At 41.9% G+C, this 16,904-nt stretch carries 16 protein-coding genes and 1 riboswitch; of the genes, 15 read left to right on the top strand and 1 reads right to left on the bottom strand.

Annotated features, from left to right (window positions below):
* Positions 1–273 precede the first annotated feature (273 nt).
* The 8 genes from NR125_RS06540 (at position 274) to NR125_RS06505 (ending at position 9,992) form a co-directional block, all read left to right on the top strand.
* The gene (locus NR125_RS06540; protein WP_256814821.1) at positions 274–1,977 is read left to right on the top strand and encodes a long-chain-fatty-acid--CoA ligase; all 1,704 of its coding nucleotides are present in this window, start codon (positions 274–276) and stop codon (positions 1,975–1,977) included.
* A gap of 288 nt (positions 1,978–2,265) precedes the next feature.
* Positions 2,266–2,850 carry a fatty acid metabolism transcriptional regulator FadR gene (locus NR125_RS06535; RefSeq protein WP_009333196.1) on the top strand — a complete coding sequence of 195 codons (585 nt, stop codon included), beginning with the start codon at positions 2,266–2,268 and terminating at the stop codon, positions 2,848–2,850.
* A 40-nt stretch (positions 2,851–2,890) separates the two neighbouring features.
* Positions 2,891–3,664, top strand: a complete 774-nt coding sequence (locus NR125_RS06530) for an enoyl-CoA hydratase (RefSeq protein ID WP_009333195.1) — start codon at positions 2,891–2,893, stop codon at positions 3,662–3,664.
* Between the two features lie 263 nt (positions 3,665–3,927).
* Complete coding sequence (locus NR125_RS06525) at positions 3,928–4,701, top strand: electron transfer flavoprotein subunit beta/FixA family protein (RefSeq protein WP_009333194.1); 774 nt, start codon at positions 3,928–3,930, stop codon at positions 4,699–4,701.
* A gap of 40 nt (positions 4,702–4,741) precedes the next feature.
* Entirely contained in the window at positions 4,742–5,719 is a 978-nt protein-coding gene (locus NR125_RS06520) for an electron transfer flavoprotein subunit alpha/FixB family protein (protein WP_009333193.1), read from the top strand.
* A 178-nt stretch (positions 5,720–5,897) separates the two neighbouring features.
* On the top strand, positions 5,898–6,212 hold the full coding sequence (trxA, locus tag NR125_RS06515; protein WP_009333192.1) for a thioredoxin: 315 nt from the start codon (positions 5,898–5,900) through the stop codon (positions 6,210–6,212).
* A gap of 258 nt (positions 6,213–6,470) precedes the next feature.
* Complete coding sequence (uvrC, locus tag NR125_RS06510; protein WP_009333191.1) at positions 6,471–8,264, top strand: excinuclease ABC subunit UvrC; 1,794 nt, start codon at positions 6,471–6,473, stop codon at positions 8,262–8,264.
* A 128-nt stretch (positions 8,265–8,392) separates the two neighbouring features.
* Positions 8,393–8,572: riboswitch (Lysine riboswitch) on the top strand.
* Positions 8,573–8,762: 190 nt separating this feature from the next.
* Positions 8,763–9,992: an aspartate kinase gene (locus tag NR125_RS06505; protein ID WP_009333190.1), complete on the top strand. Its 1,230-nt coding sequence runs from the start codon at positions 8,763–8,765 to the stop codon at positions 9,990–9,992.
* 61 nt (positions 9,993–10,053) lie between these two features.
* Here the strand turns inward: NR125_RS06505 and NR125_RS06500 are convergent, their stop codons facing one another.
* On the bottom strand, positions 10,054–10,506 hold the full coding sequence (locus NR125_RS06500) for a YslB family protein (protein WP_009333189.1): 453 nt from the start codon (positions 10,504–10,506) through the stop codon (positions 10,054–10,056).
* A 349-nt stretch (positions 10,507–10,855) separates the two neighbouring features.
* Between NR125_RS06500 and NR125_RS06495 the strand changes: the two genes are divergently transcribed.
* The 7 genes from NR125_RS06495 (at position 10,856) to racE (ending at position 16,809) form a co-directional block, all read left to right on the top strand.
* The gene (locus tag NR125_RS06495) at positions 10,856–11,464 is read left to right on the top strand and encodes a succinate dehydrogenase cytochrome b558 subunit (RefSeq protein WP_009333188.1); all 609 of its coding nucleotides are present in this window, start codon (positions 10,856–10,858) and stop codon (positions 11,462–11,464) included.
* Between the two features lie 141 nt (positions 11,465–11,605).
* On the top strand, positions 11,606–13,366 hold the full coding sequence (sdhA, locus tag NR125_RS06490) for a succinate dehydrogenase flavoprotein subunit (RefSeq protein WP_009333187.1): 1,761 nt from the start codon (positions 11,606–11,608) through the stop codon (positions 13,364–13,366).
* A 3-nt stretch (positions 13,367–13,369) separates the two neighbouring features.
* Complete coding sequence (sdhB, locus tag NR125_RS06485) at positions 13,370–14,137, top strand: succinate dehydrogenase iron-sulfur subunit (protein WP_009333186.1); 768 nt, start codon at positions 13,370–13,372, stop codon at positions 14,135–14,137.
* A 413-nt stretch (positions 14,138–14,550) separates the two neighbouring features.
* On the top strand, positions 14,551–15,015 hold the full coding sequence (locus tag NR125_RS06480; protein WP_009333185.1) for an acyl-CoA thioesterase: 465 nt from the start codon (positions 14,551–14,553) through the stop codon (positions 15,013–15,015).
* A gap of 147 nt (positions 15,016–15,162) precedes the next feature.
* Positions 15,163–15,387, top strand: a complete 225-nt coding sequence (locus NR125_RS06475) for a helix-turn-helix domain-containing protein (protein ID WP_009333184.1) — start codon at positions 15,163–15,165, stop codon at positions 15,385–15,387.
* 158 nt (positions 15,388–15,545) lie between these two features.
* The gene (locus tag NR125_RS06470; protein WP_009333183.1) at positions 15,546–16,004 is read left to right on the top strand and encodes a MarR family winged helix-turn-helix transcriptional regulator; all 459 of its coding nucleotides are present in this window, start codon (positions 15,546–15,548) and stop codon (positions 16,002–16,004) included.
* 10 nt (positions 16,005–16,014) lie between these two features.
* Positions 16,015–16,809 (top strand): glutamate racemase, encoded by a 795-nt coding sequence (racE, locus tag NR125_RS06465; protein ID WP_019383254.1) that lies wholly within the window; start codon positions 16,015–16,017, stop codon positions 16,807–16,809.
* The last annotated feature ends 95 nt before the right edge of the window (positions 16,810–16,904 follow it).

Here is a 16,904-nt window from a genome sequence, read left to right as displayed (position 1 = left end):
TGCTTGTCGTCCCTGAGCAGTCGCCTCCACATTTCGGTTTGTCTAGTTGCGGCTCATAGGGACTCGGGGTCATAAGCCGTTTCCTTTCAGAAGGAAAAACGCCTTCTTACAGGAACTGTCTTATGCCTGTCGTCCCTGGGCAGTCGCCTTCACATTTCGGGCAATCCTCCCAAAAGGCAAAGAACGCCTTTCCGTGAGGCTCGTCTTGTGCTTGTCGGGGGTGGGTAAGGCGCTTGCGCTTTTCTGATGGGCATGAAGCAAAGGAGGGACAAAATGGCAGTAGCAAAACCATGGCTTAAGCAATATCCGGCAGAAATCCCCTCAACCTTGTCATATCCCAAACAGCCGGTACAAGATTATTTGAAAAATGCTGCAGATGAATTTCCGGAGAAAATAGCCATCCACTTTATGGGAAAGGAATTCACATATAAATATATATATGAATCTTCCCTGAAGCTTGCCGCCTATTTACAGAATCTTGGAATTGAAAAGGGAGACCGCGTCGCGATTATGCTTCCGAATACTCCTCAGTCCGTTATCAGCTATTATGGAATTCTGATGGCTGGCGGGGTTGTTGTCCAGACAAATCCGCTGTATATGGAACGGGAATTGGAATACCAAATGAAAGATTCAGGAGCAAAAGCAATTATTACAATGGATATCTTATTTCCGAAAGTGAGCAAAGTGGTGCCGCAGACAGAATTGAAGCATATAGTTGTAACCGCTGTCAAAGATGCTCTTCCATTCCCTAAAAATCTAATATATCCTTTTATCCAGAAAAAACAGTATGGCATTGTCGTAAATGTAAAACATGAAGGGCATAACCATTTGCTGACGGAGATTTTAAAGAGGCCGGCTGAACCGATGAAAATCCATGACTTCGATTTTGAAGAAGACTTGGCATTACTGCAATATACAGGCGGCACAACCGGTTTTCCAAAGGGTGTCATGCTTACGCACAGCAATCTGGTATCCAATACAGCCATGTGTAAAGCCTGGCTCTATAAGTGCAGACGCGGTGAGGAAACAGTGCTGGGCATACTTCCGTTCTTTCACGTGTATGGAATGACAACCGTTATGATCTTATCTGTTATGGATGCTCAAAAAATGGTCCTCCTTCCGAAATTTGATCCGGAAACGACCCTGAAAACTATTCATAAAGAGAGGCCGACCTTATTCCCTGGTGCCCCAACGATTTACATTGGGTTATTGAACCATCCGGATATAAAAAAATATGATTTATCTTCCATAGACTCTTGCATCAGTGGATCTGCTGCCCTGCCCGTTGAAGTCCAGCAGAAATTTGAAGAAATAACAGGAGGAAAGCTTGTCGAGGGCTATGGTTTGACGGAATCTTCACCTGTTACACATGCTAATTTCTTATGGGATCGCCCCCGTGTCAAAGGCAGTATAGGTGTCCCTTGGCCTGATACAGATGCAGCGATTTTTTCACTGGAAACGGGAGAAGCGCTTCCGGCAGGAGAAGTGGGCGAAATTGCAGTTAAAGGTCCTCAGGTAATGAAAGGCTATTGGAACCGCCCGGAAGAAACAGCACAGACTTTAAGAGATGGCTGGCTGCTTACAGGTGACCTGGGCTATATGGATGAGAATGGATACTTCTATGTAGTGGACCGGAAGAAAGATATGATTATTGCAGGGGGATTCAATATTTATCCCCGTGAAATAGAGGAAGTGCTATACGAGCATCCAGCCGTGCAGGAAGTGATTGCTGCAGGTATACCTGACCCATATCGCGGAGAAACAGTAAAAGCATATATTGTGCTGAAAGAGGGCAAAGAAGCAACGGAAGAAGAGCTGAATGAGTTTGCAAGAAAGCATCTTGCAGCATATAAGGTTCCAAGGCAATATGAATTCCGCAAGGAGCTTCCTAAGACAGCTGTTGGAAAAATACTGAGAAGGACATTAGTAGATGAAGAAAAAAAGAAATTTAAAGAAGAAGAGGAAAAGCGGGCTTAACTTCAGAGACCGATTTTCGATCGGCTCTTTATTTTTGCGCCATTAAGCTTGTCCAGACATAAAAGAAATGTAATAATAAAATATATTTCTAGGGATAATTTCTTGACACGAATGAATTGTCCTACTATTATAAAAATATGAATGATGATTCATTCATTTTAGATCGTTTTTTAAATTCAAAAATAAACGAAGCTGATTGGCCAATCCCGGCAGCAGGTATGGCATTACTCCAGCCCTGCTGCTCCTTAAAAATCTATGCACCTGTTTATTCTGAAAGGAGGGAACCTATTGAAAAAAACAAAGCCTAAATACCGGCAAATTATTGATGCGGCTGTAGTCGTGATCGCTGAAAATGGATATCACCAGGCCCAGGTATCAAAAATTGCCAAACAGGCTGGTGTCGCTGATGGCACCATATACTTATATTTCAAAAACAAAGAAGATATATTAATATCCCTCTTTCAGGATAAAATGGGCTACTTTGTTGAGAAAATTGAAGAAAAAATTGCAGGAAAAGAAAAAGCTGCAGAGAAACTATTAATGATGGTAGAATCACACTTTAGAATGCTCTCGGAAGACAGGCACCTGGCAATTGTAACCCAGCTCGAATTGAGGCAGTCCAATAAAGACCTTCGCCATAAAATTAATGAGGTGCTCAAAGGATACCTTGCTTTAGTGGAAAGGATTCTTGCTGATGGCAGGGAGAGCGGTGAGTTTCCAGCTGATCTGGATATTAGGCTGGCGCGCCAGATGATTTTTGGCACCATGGATGAAACAGTGACCACATGGGTAATGAATGAGCAAAAATATGATCTTACTGCATTGGCAGAGCCTGTTCATAAACTTTTGATCGGCGGGTGCGGAAAACTTTGAGGCAGATAAAGTGCTCCATAATATAGTCAGGAGGGATAAGATGGAATATCTAAAATGGTCCCATCAGGACTTTGTGGCGACGATTACTATTGAACGTCCGCCTGCGAATGCTCTTTCATCAGGTCTATTGAAAGAGCTTTCAGCTGTCCTGGATGAAGTTGAAAATAATGAGGAAATTAGGGTAATCCTTATTCATGGGGAGGGCAGATTCTTCTCAGCAGGCGCTGATATTAAAGAATTTACAACCATTGAAAGCGGTGAAGATTTTTCAAGCTTGGCGACTTATGGACAGGATCTCTTTGAGAGAATGGAAAAATTCCCTAAGCCAATTATTGCAGCGATTCATGGAGCGGCATTGGGCGGCGGTTTGGAGCTTGCCATGGGCTGTCATTTCCGTCTCGTAGCTGAAAACGCAAAGCTGGGTCTTCCAGAGCTTCAGCTTGGATTAATTCCTGGTTTTGCCGGAACTCAGAGGCTTCCCCGATATGTAGGTGCAGCGCGTGCAGCAGAAATGCTTTTCACTAGTGACCCAATTACCGGGCTTGAGGCAGTGCAATATGGTCTGGCTAACCATGCCTATCCTGAGGAGCAGCTGTTGGACAATGCTTATAGTATGGCGAAGAAAATTGCCAAGAAGAGCCCTGGTTCGATCAAGGCGGCCATTGAGCTCTTAAACTACGGAAAGACGGGGCAATTCTACGAAGGTGTTAAAAAAGAAGCAGAATTGTTTGGGGAAGTATTTGTTTCTGAAGATGGCAAGGAAGGCATATCTGCGTTTATTGAAAAGCGTGAACCAAGCTTTACCGGAAAATAGTGTTTTAAAAGATTTGTACTGAAAGATTACATTCATCCTCATAATCTATTATAATAGACTTGTATGCGGATGATCTAATCTTCAGAAGATTCAATGGTTATATTATGGTCTGTGAGCGAGCGCCCGCTCAATTCTAAAAGCGGGCAGTTCCAAGCAGATAAGCCTTTCTGTATGCGTTAAATATTTTCAATCTTTCGAAGTGAAGAAATGTTTTAATTAATGGCTTTGTTTTTTGACAATGCTTAATTACTAGGAGGGAAATCATGAACATCTACGTATTAATGAAGAGAACATTTGATACTGAGGAAAAAATTACCATCTCCGGCGGCAAAATCAATGAAGATGGCGCTGAATTTATCATTAATCCATATGATGAATATGCAATTGAAGAAGCAATCCAGGTTCGGGATGCGAATGGCGGAGAAGTGACGGTTGTTTCCGTAGGAACAGAAGAAGCTGAAAAGCAGCTCCGTACCGCTCTTGCGATGGGTGCCGATAAAGCTGTATTAATAAATACAGAAGATGATCTTGAAGGTGGAGATCAATACACGACTGCAAAAATCTTATCCGAATACTTGAAAGACAAAGATGCTGACTTAATCATTGCAGGAAATGTAGCAATTGATGGGGGTTCGGGACAGGTTGGACCTCGTGTAGCAGAAATTTTGGGCATTTCTTATGTAACAACTATTACAAAGCTTGATATCAATGGCAGCTCTGCGACAGTAGTGCGCGATGTTGAAGGGGATTCAGAAGTAATTGAGACATCACTTCCATTATTGGTCACTGCTCAGCAGGGGTTAAATGAGCCGCGCTATCCATCTTTGCCGGGAATTATGAAGGCAAAAAAGAAGCCACTTGATGAGCTTGAGCTTGATGATCTTGATCTTGATGAGGACGATGTTGAAGCCAAAACAAAAACAATTGAAATCTATTTGCCTCCTAAGAAGGAAGCAGGAAAAGTTCTTGAAGGCGAGCTGGAAGATCAAGTTAAGGAACTTGTGAAACTTCTTCATACTGAAGCCAAAGTTGTCTGATCATCAATAACTGATAATAATAACGCAGGGGGTAAAACATATGGCTAGAAAAGTATTAGTGTTAGGTGAAGTCCGTGACGGTTCATTGCGTAATGTATCCTTCGAAGCTGTTGCAGCTGGTAAGACTGCGTCAGAAGGCGGAGAGGTTGTAGGTGTTTTAATTGGTGATTCTGTAAGCGCTTTAGCTAATGAAATGATTCACTATGGTGCTGACCGTGTTGTAACTGTTGAAGATGAAAAGCTGAAGCAGTATACTCCTGACGGCTTTTCACAGGCTTTAATGGCTGTGATTGATTCCGAAAGTCCGGAAGGCCTGATTTTTGGACATACAGCATTAGGGAAAGATCTCGCTCCTAAAATTGCTGCCAAGCTGGAGTCAGGTTTAATCTCTGACGTAACGAGCCTTGAAGAGGCAGGCGGCAACCTGGTGTTCACACGCCCGATTTATTCAGGTAAAGCTTTTGAAAAGAAAATTGTTACAGATGGCCTCCTCTTTGCAACAATTCGTCCAAACAACATAGCTCCATTGGAGAAAGATGAATCAAGATCAGGAGATATTGCTTCTGTTGCAGCAGAAATCAAAGATCTTCGCACGATCATTAAGGAAGTTGTCCGCAAAGCAAGTGAAGGCGTTGATTTATCCGAAGCTAAGGTTATCATTGCCGGCGGCCGCGGCGTTAAGAGCGAGGAAGGCTTTGAGCCATTAAAAGAACTTGCTTCGGTTCTAAATGGAGCAGTGGGTGCATCACGCGGAGCTTGTGATGCTGATTATTGTGACTACTCGCTGCAAATTGGCCAAACCGGTAAGGTTGTAACACCAGATCTATATATTGCTTGCGGCATCTCCGGTGCTATTCAGCATTTAGCTGGGATGTCCAACTCAAAAGTAATCGTAGCCATTAACAAAGATCCGGAAGCCAATATCTTTAAAGTAGCTGATTATGGTATTGTTGGAGATCTGTTTGAGGTTGTTCCACTGTTAACTGAAGAATTCAAAAAGCTTAAAGTAAATGCATAAGATAGTATATCGAATGGGCGGCTGATGGCCGCCCATTATACATAGTGCCAATAGGGAAAGAAAGAGAATAATCTGTTCCAAATAGGGTAAATTACGATCGAGCAGATTGTTCGCAACATATAATAAACGATGGTATACTGTCGTTAGTATTTGAGTTAAATTTTAGGAGGCATATCAAATGGCTATTTCACATGCAACTGACCAAAACTTCACTGCTGAGACTGGTTCGGGATTAGTATTGGCAGATTTCTGGGCTCCTTGGTGCGGCCCTTGTAAAATGATCGCTCCTGTTTTAGAAGAGCTTGATTCTGAAATGGGCGATAAAGTAAAAATTGTAAAAATCGATGTTGACGAAAACCAGGAAACTGCTGGAAAGTTTGGCGTAATGAGCATTCCGACATTAATCGTTCTAAAAGACGGTGAAGTTGTAGATAAAGTGGTTGGTTTCCAGCCGAAAGAGGCTCTCGCTGAATTACTTTCAAAACATGCGTAATTTATAAGGAATTTTCCCGGTGTCCCATAAGGACATCGGGATTTTTTTGTCATATGGGTTTTGTTGTTATGCTGCAGGTTTCCAGGCTGATATAATAAGATGGTAATAATGTGCCATCTGCATATTAGCGGCTAAATAATATTGGTTTGCTGCCAGCGCAAACAAAGTATTATACTAGCTTTCACCCCAAAATGATTATGCCAAACAATGAATAAATTGAACTTCAATAAAAAGTTTTAACCGGGGAGGTGTAGTGCCATGAATGATACGATAAAAAATAAACTGATGCTGCTTCCTGCCCAGCCGGGATGTTATTTGATGAAAGACAGGCAGGGTACCATCATATACGTGGGGAAGGCAAAAATCCTGAAAAACCGTGTAAGATCCTATTTCACAGGCTCACATGACGGAAAAACATTAAGACTTGTTAATGAGATCGTAGATTTTGAGTACATTGTCACTTCTTCAGATATGGAAGCACTGATCCTTGAGATGAATCTGATCAAGAAATATGATCCGAAATATAATGTAATGCTGAAGGACGATAAAAGTTACCCTTTTATCAAATTGACGGCCGAACGCCATCCCCGTCTAATTACAACCAGAAAAGTAAAAAAAGACAGGGGAAAATACTTCGGACCATATCCCAATGTGCAGGCTGCCAATGAAACAAAAAAGCTGCTCGACCGAATTTATCCTCTCCGCAAATGTTCAACTCTTCCGGACAGAGTTTGCCTTTATTATCATTTAGGCCAATGTCTTGCGCCATGCGTGAAGGCCGTAGGTGAAGACCAATATAAGCAAATGACAGACGAGATTGCAAAATTCTTGAATGGCGGATACAAAGAGATTAAAAAAGACCTGACTGCAAAAATGACAGCAGCTGCTGAAGAATTGGACTTTGAAAGGGCAAAGGAGCTTAGGGATAAAATTGCCCATATAGATGCAACAATGGAAAAGCAAAAAATGACAATGACAGACTTTACCGACCGGGATGTATTTGGATATGCGGTTGATAAAGGATGGATGTGTGTTCAGGTATTCTTCATTAGACAGGGTAAACTCATTGAAAGAGATGTATCAATGTTCCCTATTTATAATGAGCCGGAAGAAGAAATCTTAACTTTCCTCGGCCAGTTTTATACAAAAGCAAACCACTTTAAACCGCGAGAAATATTGGCACCGGATTCGGTTGATGCTGAAATGGCAGAACAGCTTCTGGATGTTAAGGTGCTAAAACCGCAGCGAGGGCAAAAAAAGGACCTGGTGAAGCTTGCTTATAAAAATGCAAAAATTGCTCTCCAGGAGAAGTTTTCTTTAATTGAGCGTGATGAAGAACGGACAATTAAGGCTGTAGAAAATCTGGGGGATCAGCTTGGAATATATACGCCTCACCGGATAGAAGCATTTGATAATTCAAATATCCAGGGAACGGACCCTGTTTCAGCCATGATCGTCTTTATTGATGGCAAACCAGAGAAAAGAGAATACCGTAAATATAAGATTAAGTCTGTTAAAGGCCCTGATGACTATGAATCCATGAGAGAAGTAGTCCGGCGCAGATATACAAGGGTACTGAAAGAAGAGCTGCCGCTTCCGGACTTAATCATGATTGATGGGGGAAAAGGGCATGTTGAAGCTGTACGGGATGTGCTTGAAAATGAGCTCGGTCTGGATATTCCGATTTCTGGCCTGGTGAAGGATGAAAAGCACAGGACTTCTCAGCTCTTATATGGTAATCCGCTTCAAATTATTCCACTTGCAAGGAACAGCCAGGAATTTTATCTGCTTCAGAGAATTCAGGACGAGGTTCATCGTTTTGCGATTACTTTTCATCGCCAGCTTCGCGGGAAAAATGCCTTTCAGTCTATTCTTGATGATATTCCCGGCATAGGAGAAAAACGAAAGAAACAGCTGCTGAAAGCCTTTGGATCTGTTAAGAAAATGAAAGAAGCACCAATAGAGGAGTATAGGAAAATAGGCATTCCTGAGAATGTTGCCGAGGAATTGAAGTTGAGGCTCGAGGAACAAAATGGAAATCCTAAGTCATAAATGGATATAGACAGAAAATTTCAGATATGTTATACTAATTCAAACTTTATATCAATATCACTTTATAGCGATAAAGCGTATGTTCATTTAGTTCAAACAAAGTTTTGGGACTATGAACCGAATCGTTAAGTGAAGGTAGAGGTGCGAACTTCATCAGTAAAAGCTTGGAGAAGAATGAGCTTCCATGAAAAGCTTTGAAAGGGTACGTTCGCCGAAGTGGAGAAAATCTCATCATTTTTTCTGCTGGTTCTGCATTGAATAAATGCAGGATTGTCAGGACAATGCCGTCCTGGAGAGCTATCTCACTGTGTTTGCTCATTTTTATACTTTGGCTGCACAGCAATGGGATAGTAAACTATTCCATTGCTTTTTTTATTGCCCAAAAGGGTATTTTAGAGTTAAGGCCATTGTCAAATACAGCAGAGTGAACTGTTATGCTTCACTTACATAGGACGGCAAATCACAAAATTACTATTTCTTTAGAAAGAAGGGAAAGCTGTGGGAATCATTGTGCAGAAATTCGGGGGCACCTCCGTGGGGACTGTAGACAGAATTCAAAATGTTGCCAATCGGGTAATTGAAGAAAAAAATCGGGGAAATGATGTTGTTGTAGTTGTTTCGGCAATGGGCAAAACAACTGATCAGCTGGTTGGCATGGCAAGGGAGATTTCCCCCTCACCTGATAAAAGGGAAATGGACATGCTGCTTACAACCGGCGAACAGGTGACCATCTCTTTATTGGCAATGGCTTTAAATGCGAAAGGGCATCCCGCCGTTTCTTTTACAGGGTGGCAGGCAGGCATTAAAACAGAAGCAGTCCATGGCAATGCGAGGATAGTGAATATTGATCCAGGTACCATTCAGGGTGAATTAAACCAGGGGAAAATTGTAATTGTGGCAGGCTTCCAGGGGATGACTGAAGATGGTTCCATCACCACACTTGGCCGGGGCGGATCTGATACAACGGCTGTTGCACTGGCTGCAGCACTTAAAGCTGATAAATGTGATATTTATACTGATGTAACCGGGGTATTTACATCAGATCCCCGCTTTATAAAGAATGCCAGAAAATTATATTCTGTTTCCTATGATGAAATGCTTGAACTGGCCAATTTGGGGGCAGGTGTGCTCCATCCAAGAGCAGTCGAATTTGCGAAAAATTATGGACTTCCCCTTGAAGTGCGTTCAAGCCTTGAGAAGGAAGCCGGAACAATCATTGAGGAGGAAGTAAAAATGGAACAAAACTTAGTCGTGCGCGGTGTGGCATTTGAGGATGATATAACAAGGGTGACGATTCTTGGTCTTCCTAATTCAATGACTGGATTGTCTACTATTTTCTCGGCGCTTGCCAAAAATCGCATTAACGTTGATATCATTATCCAGAGCATGACAGAGGCTCAGACGACAAACCTTTCATTTTCAATAAAGAATGAAGATCTCACAGATACAGTAAAAGTGCTGGAAAAGCATAGAGAACAATTAAATTATGACAGAATTGAATGGGAATCCGGCCTTGCTAAGGTTTCGATTGTTGGCTCAGGCATGATTTCCAATCCGGGTGTGGCTGCAGAAATGTTCGAAGTGCTTTCCGCGAATGAAATAACGGTGAAAATGGTAAGCACATCAGAAATTAAAGTATCGGCGGTTGTTGAAAACAGCAAAATGATTGATGCAGTTGATGCTTTGCATGATGCATTCAATCTGTCGGTTTCTCCGGTTAAGGCTTAATTCCAGGAATATCAAACAATAAGCTATCAAAATTGATAGCTTATTGTTTGTACATATGATATTACTCAGCAGGATCCTTTTTATCCCACTTCACTGTAATAAGGATTTTGCCAGTTTTTTTGCGGGGATGTTCGAATGCCTCACAAATGACTTCTTTTTGAAGTTCAATCTGCTGGGCTATAAATCCGGCCTCAAGCTGAAAGGTGCAGTTATGATTTTTTTTGCAGCGGTCTGTAATCAGCTGGCTGGATAATTCCATTTCAATTTCATTTTTCGATTCGTTTGCGATGGAAAGATTTCCCCAGCCGGCGTTTATAAAAAACTCGGCAATCTGGCCGGCTGTTTCCAGAGGATACATGCGTGCGATCCTTTTGCCGGCCCAATATAAAATTTCCGGTGCTTCATTTCCCAAAAGGTCATGCAGCAGCACTTCCCGGATTAGTTCATAGCCAAAAACCGGAACTGACTGTATGTGATCTTCATTAGTGGATTTCGCAGATGCTAATTCGCTCAATAGTCTCCCCTCTTTCTATGATTCTATTATATACAATATGCTGAGAGAGTTAATATCAATTCGGGAAAAAATAGAACGATTTGCATAGAAATAATTACTATTCCAGTATACTGGAGAGCAGCAACTAGGTCATATTGAACCGCAGAATAATATATGTTTTTTAGCCGCTAATATTTTTTAAAAATTTTATTAATATGGAACATTTTATGTATCCGTTTTCTTGACGCTCTATTATCTTGGGAGTAAAATGGACATGTCACATAATTGTAAGAAAATGAATAACATTTTCGAGATGATGTCCTGAGCGGGGGCTCAGCATCATTTTTTTAAAATCAGGGGGGGAAAGTTTATGGCAGGTAATCGTGAGTTTTTTAATCGCAGATTGCATTCATTACTTGGGGTTATACCGGTTGGTTTGTTTTTGGTGCAGCACCTTGTAGTGAACCATTTTGCAACAGGGGGAGAGGAATCTTTTAATAATGCAGCGCATTTCATGGAAAGTCTTCCATTCAGAATATTCCTTGAAACGTTTGTAATCTATCTACCTTTGCTGTTCCACGCAATCTATGGACTTTATATTGCTTTTACTGCAAAAAATAACGCAAGCAGGTATGGATACTTCCGAAACTGGATGTTTATGCTGCAGCGTGTTTCAGGTGTCATTACACTGGTTTTTGTTGCATGGCATGTTTGGGAAACACGTGTACAGGCTGCCTTTGGAGCAGATGTTAACTTTCAGATGATGGAGAACATCCTATCTAATCCATTTATGTTCTGGTTCTATATTATTGGAGTCATTTCTGCAATTTTCCACTTTGCTAATGGGCTTTGGTCATTCCTTGTCAGCTGGGGAATTACAGTATCTCCTCGTTCACAGGTTATTTCCACGTATGTAACGATCGGAATATTCATTGCACTATCTATTGTTGGTGTACGTGCTCTAACAGCATTCATTTAAAAGACAATAAAAGACTATTAGACTTCGGATTTATAACGTGCCAATAATATTGCAGCTTTGAGAAGCAGTCTGGCTTTAAGCACGATAGGCAGGCGCTCTGCGCTTTTCTAAGTTGTACTAGTAATTAGGGAGTGAGTCACTATGGGTAAAGGAAAGGTTATAGTTGTCGGCGGCGGATTAGCCGGTTTAATGGCGACAATTAAAGTTGCAGAATCAGGGACTCCGGTTGAATTATTTTCTTTAGTGCCGGTTAAACGTTCTCACTCTGTTTGTGCCCAGGGCGGCATCAACGGAGCAGTAAATACAAAAGGGGAAGGCGATTCTCCTTGGATTCATTTTGACGATACAATTTATGGCGGAGACTTCCTGGCAAACCAGCCGCCTGTTAAAGCGATGGCAGAGGCAGCACCAGGAATTATTCACTTATTTGACCGTATGGGTGTTATGTTCAACCGTACCCCTGAAGGGCTGCTTGACTTCCGCCGCTTTGGCGGTACACAGCATCACCGTACAGCATTCGCTGGTGCTACGACAGGTCAGCAGCTTCTTTACGCGATGGACGAGCAGGTCCGCCGCCATGAAGTTGCAGGCTTAGTAACAAAGTACGAAGGCTGGGAATTCCTAGGGGTAGTAATCGACGATGATGGAGCTTGTAAGGGTGTCGTTGCCCAGAACCTGACTTCTATGGAGATCAAGTCTTTTGCTGCTGACGCCGTTATTATGGCATCCGGCGGACCTGGAATTATCTTCGGGAAATCCACTAACTCTGTTATTAACACAGGCTCAGCTGCCTCGATTGTTTATCAGCAGGGTGCTTATTATGCAAATGGAGAATTTATTCAAATTCATCCAACCGCTATTCCGGGAGACGATAAGCTTCGTCTAATGAGTGAATCTGCGCGTGGTGAAGGCGGACGAGTTTGGACATATAAAGATGGCAAACCATGGTATTTCCTTGAAGAGAAATATCCTGCTTATGGAAACCTGGTGCCTCGTGATATTGCAACCCGTGAAATTTTTGACGTGTGTGTTAACCAGAAGCTTGGCATTAATGGGGAAAACATGGTCTATCTTGATCTTTCCCATAAAGATCCTAAAGAGCTTGATATTAAGCTTGGCGGAATTATTGAAATCTATGAAAAATTCCAGGGTGAAGACCCGCGTAAAGTGCCAATGAAAATCTTCCCTGCTGTCCACTATTCAATGGGCGGACTATGGGTGGACTATGATCAGATGACGAATATTCCTGGCCTATTTGCTGCAGGTGAATGTGATTATTCACAGCATGGTGCCAACCGTCTGGGTGCAAACTCCCTTCTATCAGCCATTTACGGCGGTATGGTAGCAGGTCCGAATGCTGTCAAATATATCAGCGGCCTTGATAAGAGTGCTGAAGATCTGCCATCATCATTATTTGACCGCCACGTAAAACAGGAAGAAGAAAAATGGAATAATATTATGTCTCTTGATGGCACAGAGAATGCATATGTCCTTCATAAAGAGCTTGGTGAATGGATGACAGATAATGTAACGGTTGTACGCCACAATGACAGGCTTTTGAAAACAGATGAAAAAATTGTTGAACTTATGGAGCGCTATAAAAACATCAATATTAATGACACTGCGAAGTGGAGCAATCAGGGTGCAAGCTTTACCCGCCAATTGCAGAATATGCTTCAATTGGCTCGTGTTATTACAATTGGTGCATACAACCGTAATGAAAGCCGCGGTGCACACTATAAGCCGGATTTCCCAGAGCGTAACGATGAGGAATTCATGAAAACAACAATGGCGAAGTTTGTTGATGCAAATTCCGCTCCTGCATTCCATTACGAAGACATTGATGTAAGCTTAATAAAACCGCGTAAGCGTGACTATTCTAAAAAGAAAGGGGAGAATTAATCCATGCAAGAAACAAAAACTAAAACAGTCCGTTTTGTAATCAGCCGCCAGGATACTCCTGATTCAGCCCCTTATCAGGAAGAGTTTGAAATAGATTACCGTCCAAATATGAATGTTATTTCTGCCCTTATGGAAATTCGCCGTAATCCGGTCAACGTGAAGGGTGAACATACTACTCCAATCGCATGGGATATGAACTGTCTTGAAGAAGTCTGCGGTGCATGTTCAATGATTATTAATGGAAAGCCCCGCCAGTCCTGCACGGCTCTTGTAGATCAGCTGGAACAGCCGATCCGTCTTGAGCCGATGCGCACGTTCCCTGTAGTCCGTGACCTGCAGGTAGACAGAAGCCGTATGTTTGACTCCTTGAAAAAGGTTAAAGCGTGGATTCCGATCGATGGTACTTATGATTTGGGACCAGGACCGCGTATGCCTGAGAGAAAGCGCCAATGGGCATATGAATTGTCAAAGTGCATGACATGCGGTGTTTGTCTGGAAGCATGCCCGAATGTAAACAGCAAATCTGACTTTATTGGGCCAGCTCCTTTATCACAGGTTCGTTTGTTCAATGCTCACCCAACTGGTGAAATGAATAAAGCAGAACGCCTGGAGCAAATTATGGGTGATGGCGGACTAGCCAACTGCGGAAACTCTCAAAACTGCGTACAGTCCTGCCCGAAAGGCATTCCTTTAACAACATCCATTGCGGCACTTAACCGCGATACAACATTCCAGTCTTTCAAAAATTTCTTTGGAAGCGATCAGATCTAAACATCTTAAAACCCCTTTCCTTTTTGGAGAGGGGTTTTTTAGGCTATATTCGTATAATTTATTTCTTTGAGCAGCTAATTAAATTTAACCACTGAGCTGAGTGGAGTGGAAGGCGCGAGATCCTCGAAAATGCATGGCATTTTCTTCATGCGGTGTGGATTCAAGGAAGTTTATTCAACGTCCTTCGCAAGTAGCGTACCATGGGAGGGCCGCAGACGCGAAGCGTCGGCAGCCCCGTGGGAAAGCTTGATTACCTGGAACGGAAAATCAACGGGGAGAAGTAATTTTCCATAAATTTGATTAGAGGCATAATATTTTAACACATGCTGAAAGGTTTTCAAATAATTCCAAAAACACTATAATGAAATATAACAGAGTGAGCGCTCATTCATTAATAGCCGGGAGGAACTGCCATGAAAAAATTGAGCTATATTGACGATTTTAAAAAATGGGAAGAAGAATTCATTTTCTTCCATCCAGTAAAAGTCAGATTTTCTGAAACAGATATGTTTGGACATTTGAACAATACCGTTCCATTCACATATTATGAAGAAGCACGGATAGAATTTTTCAAAAGCAAAGGCTTTATGCAGGACTGGGTAAAACATAATAATGAAACCATACCAGTCGTAGCAGACCTCCAATGCGATTTTATCTGCCAGGTTTTCTTTGATGAAGAGATACAAATTTATGTAAAAGCTGCTTCGATAGGTAATTCTTCTGTTGATCTTCATTATATGGGCAAGAAATCAGACGGTTCAGTTTGCTTCACCGGCAGGGGCACGATGGTGCAGATATCAAAGGTGACAGGCAAGGGTGTGCCTTGGACCGCAGAGATGAAAGAAATGCTGAAAAGCGGGGTTAAAGTCCGAGCCTAGCGGCACAAATGGCACATTTTTGAAAATAACTTTCTCCTTTCACTAAATATAGTCACTTCGGCTGTTTTGCTGACATATGATATGGTGACTAAATATATACCCATCCCGCGGTTCATAGCTGGCGAAAGGCAAGGAGGGTTACAATACTTGAAGGAGAATGAATATACTCACAAGCCGTTACTCACCAAACGAGAAAGAGAAGTATTCGAATTGTTAGTACAAGATAAAACAACAAGGGAAATCGCTGGTGAATTGTTTATAAGTGAAAAAACGGTTCGGAACCACATTTCCAATGCCATGCAAAAGCTTGGTGTAAAGGGGCGATCACAAGCTGTTGTAGAGCTCCTTCGAATGGGAGAGCTAGAACTTTAATTTAGACCGGCTATCCTTCTGGGAAGCCGGTTATCACATTTATAAAGGGGTTTTTCATTATTGGTTTTATTTCTATCTTGAAATTTATACGGAAAAAGGTGAAAATAAATGCACAAGGGCAGAAAACGTCGTATAAGCTTAAATGGGAGTGTTTAAGAATGAAGCTTGAAGATCCTAAAACAAATGAAATAAATGATGTTGTAGCTGAAATTGAGAAAGACTTAAGATACATATCCGGCATTATCAAGCAGAAGGGAAGGGAAATTCTAAGTGATTTCACCATTACCCCTCCTCAGTTTGTTGCATTGCAATGGCTTTTTGAAGAAGGCGATATGACCATCGGTGAGCTATCAAACAAAATGTATCTTGCATGCAGCACGACAACAGATCTTGTTGACCGAATGGAGAAAAACACCCTTGTGAAGAGGGTTAAAGACCCAAATGACCGAAGAGTGGTCAGGATCCACCTGCTTGAAGAAGGAGAACGGATTATTGAAGAAGTTATAAAAAAACGCCAGGATTATCTAAAAGAAGTTTTAAAAAATTCTTCACATAATGAGGTCTTGTTCCTAAAAGATAACTTAATGAAATTACACCATGATATGCGAGGAGAATGAGGCGGTACTTGTGAAACAACCTATAGGAATTATTGACTCCGGAGTCGGAGGCTTAACAGTCGCAAAAGAAATCATGCGGCAGCTGCCAAATGAAGATATTGTTTACCTTGGAGATACAGCCCGATGCCCCTATGGCCCCCGGCCTGGAGACGAGGTAAAATCTTTTACCTGGCAAATGACGAAATACTTGCTTGAAAGAAATATTAAAATGCTGATCATTGCCTGTAATACTGCTACTGCTGTAGCCCTTGAAGAAATACGCAGGGAACTCACGATACCGGTTATCGGTGTCATTTTCCCTGGGGCCAGAACAGCTATAAAAGTAACAAAAAATCATAAAATTGGTGTCATTGGCACAGAAGGCACAGTCAGAAGCAAGGCATATGAAAATGCGCTGATTCAGTTAAACAGGAGATCTGATGTGCATAGTCTGGCATGCCCTAAATTCGTTCCTCTTGTAGAGAGCGGGGAGTATGAAGGCTCTGTTGCCAAAAAAATCGTGGCTGAGACTCTTCAGCCTATTAAAGGCAAAGGAATGGATACACTCATTCTCGGGTGTACCCATTATCCTTTATTAGAACCAATTATAAAAAATGTAATGGGAAAAGACGTAAATGTCATCAGTTCCGGTGAGGAAACAGCAAGGGAAGCAAGTACCATTCTGCATCACTATGGAATGCTAAAAGCTGTTGCTGAGAACCCTGAATATAAATTCTGCACAACGGGCTCAACAGCCATTTTTTCTAAAATTGCTTCAAAATGGCTGGGGTCTCCCGTAAATACCGTAGAAAAAATATCGCTTTAATAAATGCAGACATCTTCTGAACTTTTTCAGAAGGTGTTTTTTTAAGATAAGTATAAAATTTTGAACGCGGATAACTGTCTAGCTCCAGCGCCTTG

It is taken from the genome of Cytobacillus sp. Bac17 (assembly GCF_024519925.1).
Classification (GTDB): Bacteria; Bacillota; Bacilli; order Bacillales; family Cytobacillaceae; genus Cytobacillus; species Cytobacillus pseudoceanisediminis.
This window is presented reverse-complemented; position numbering and strand designations above follow the sequence as displayed.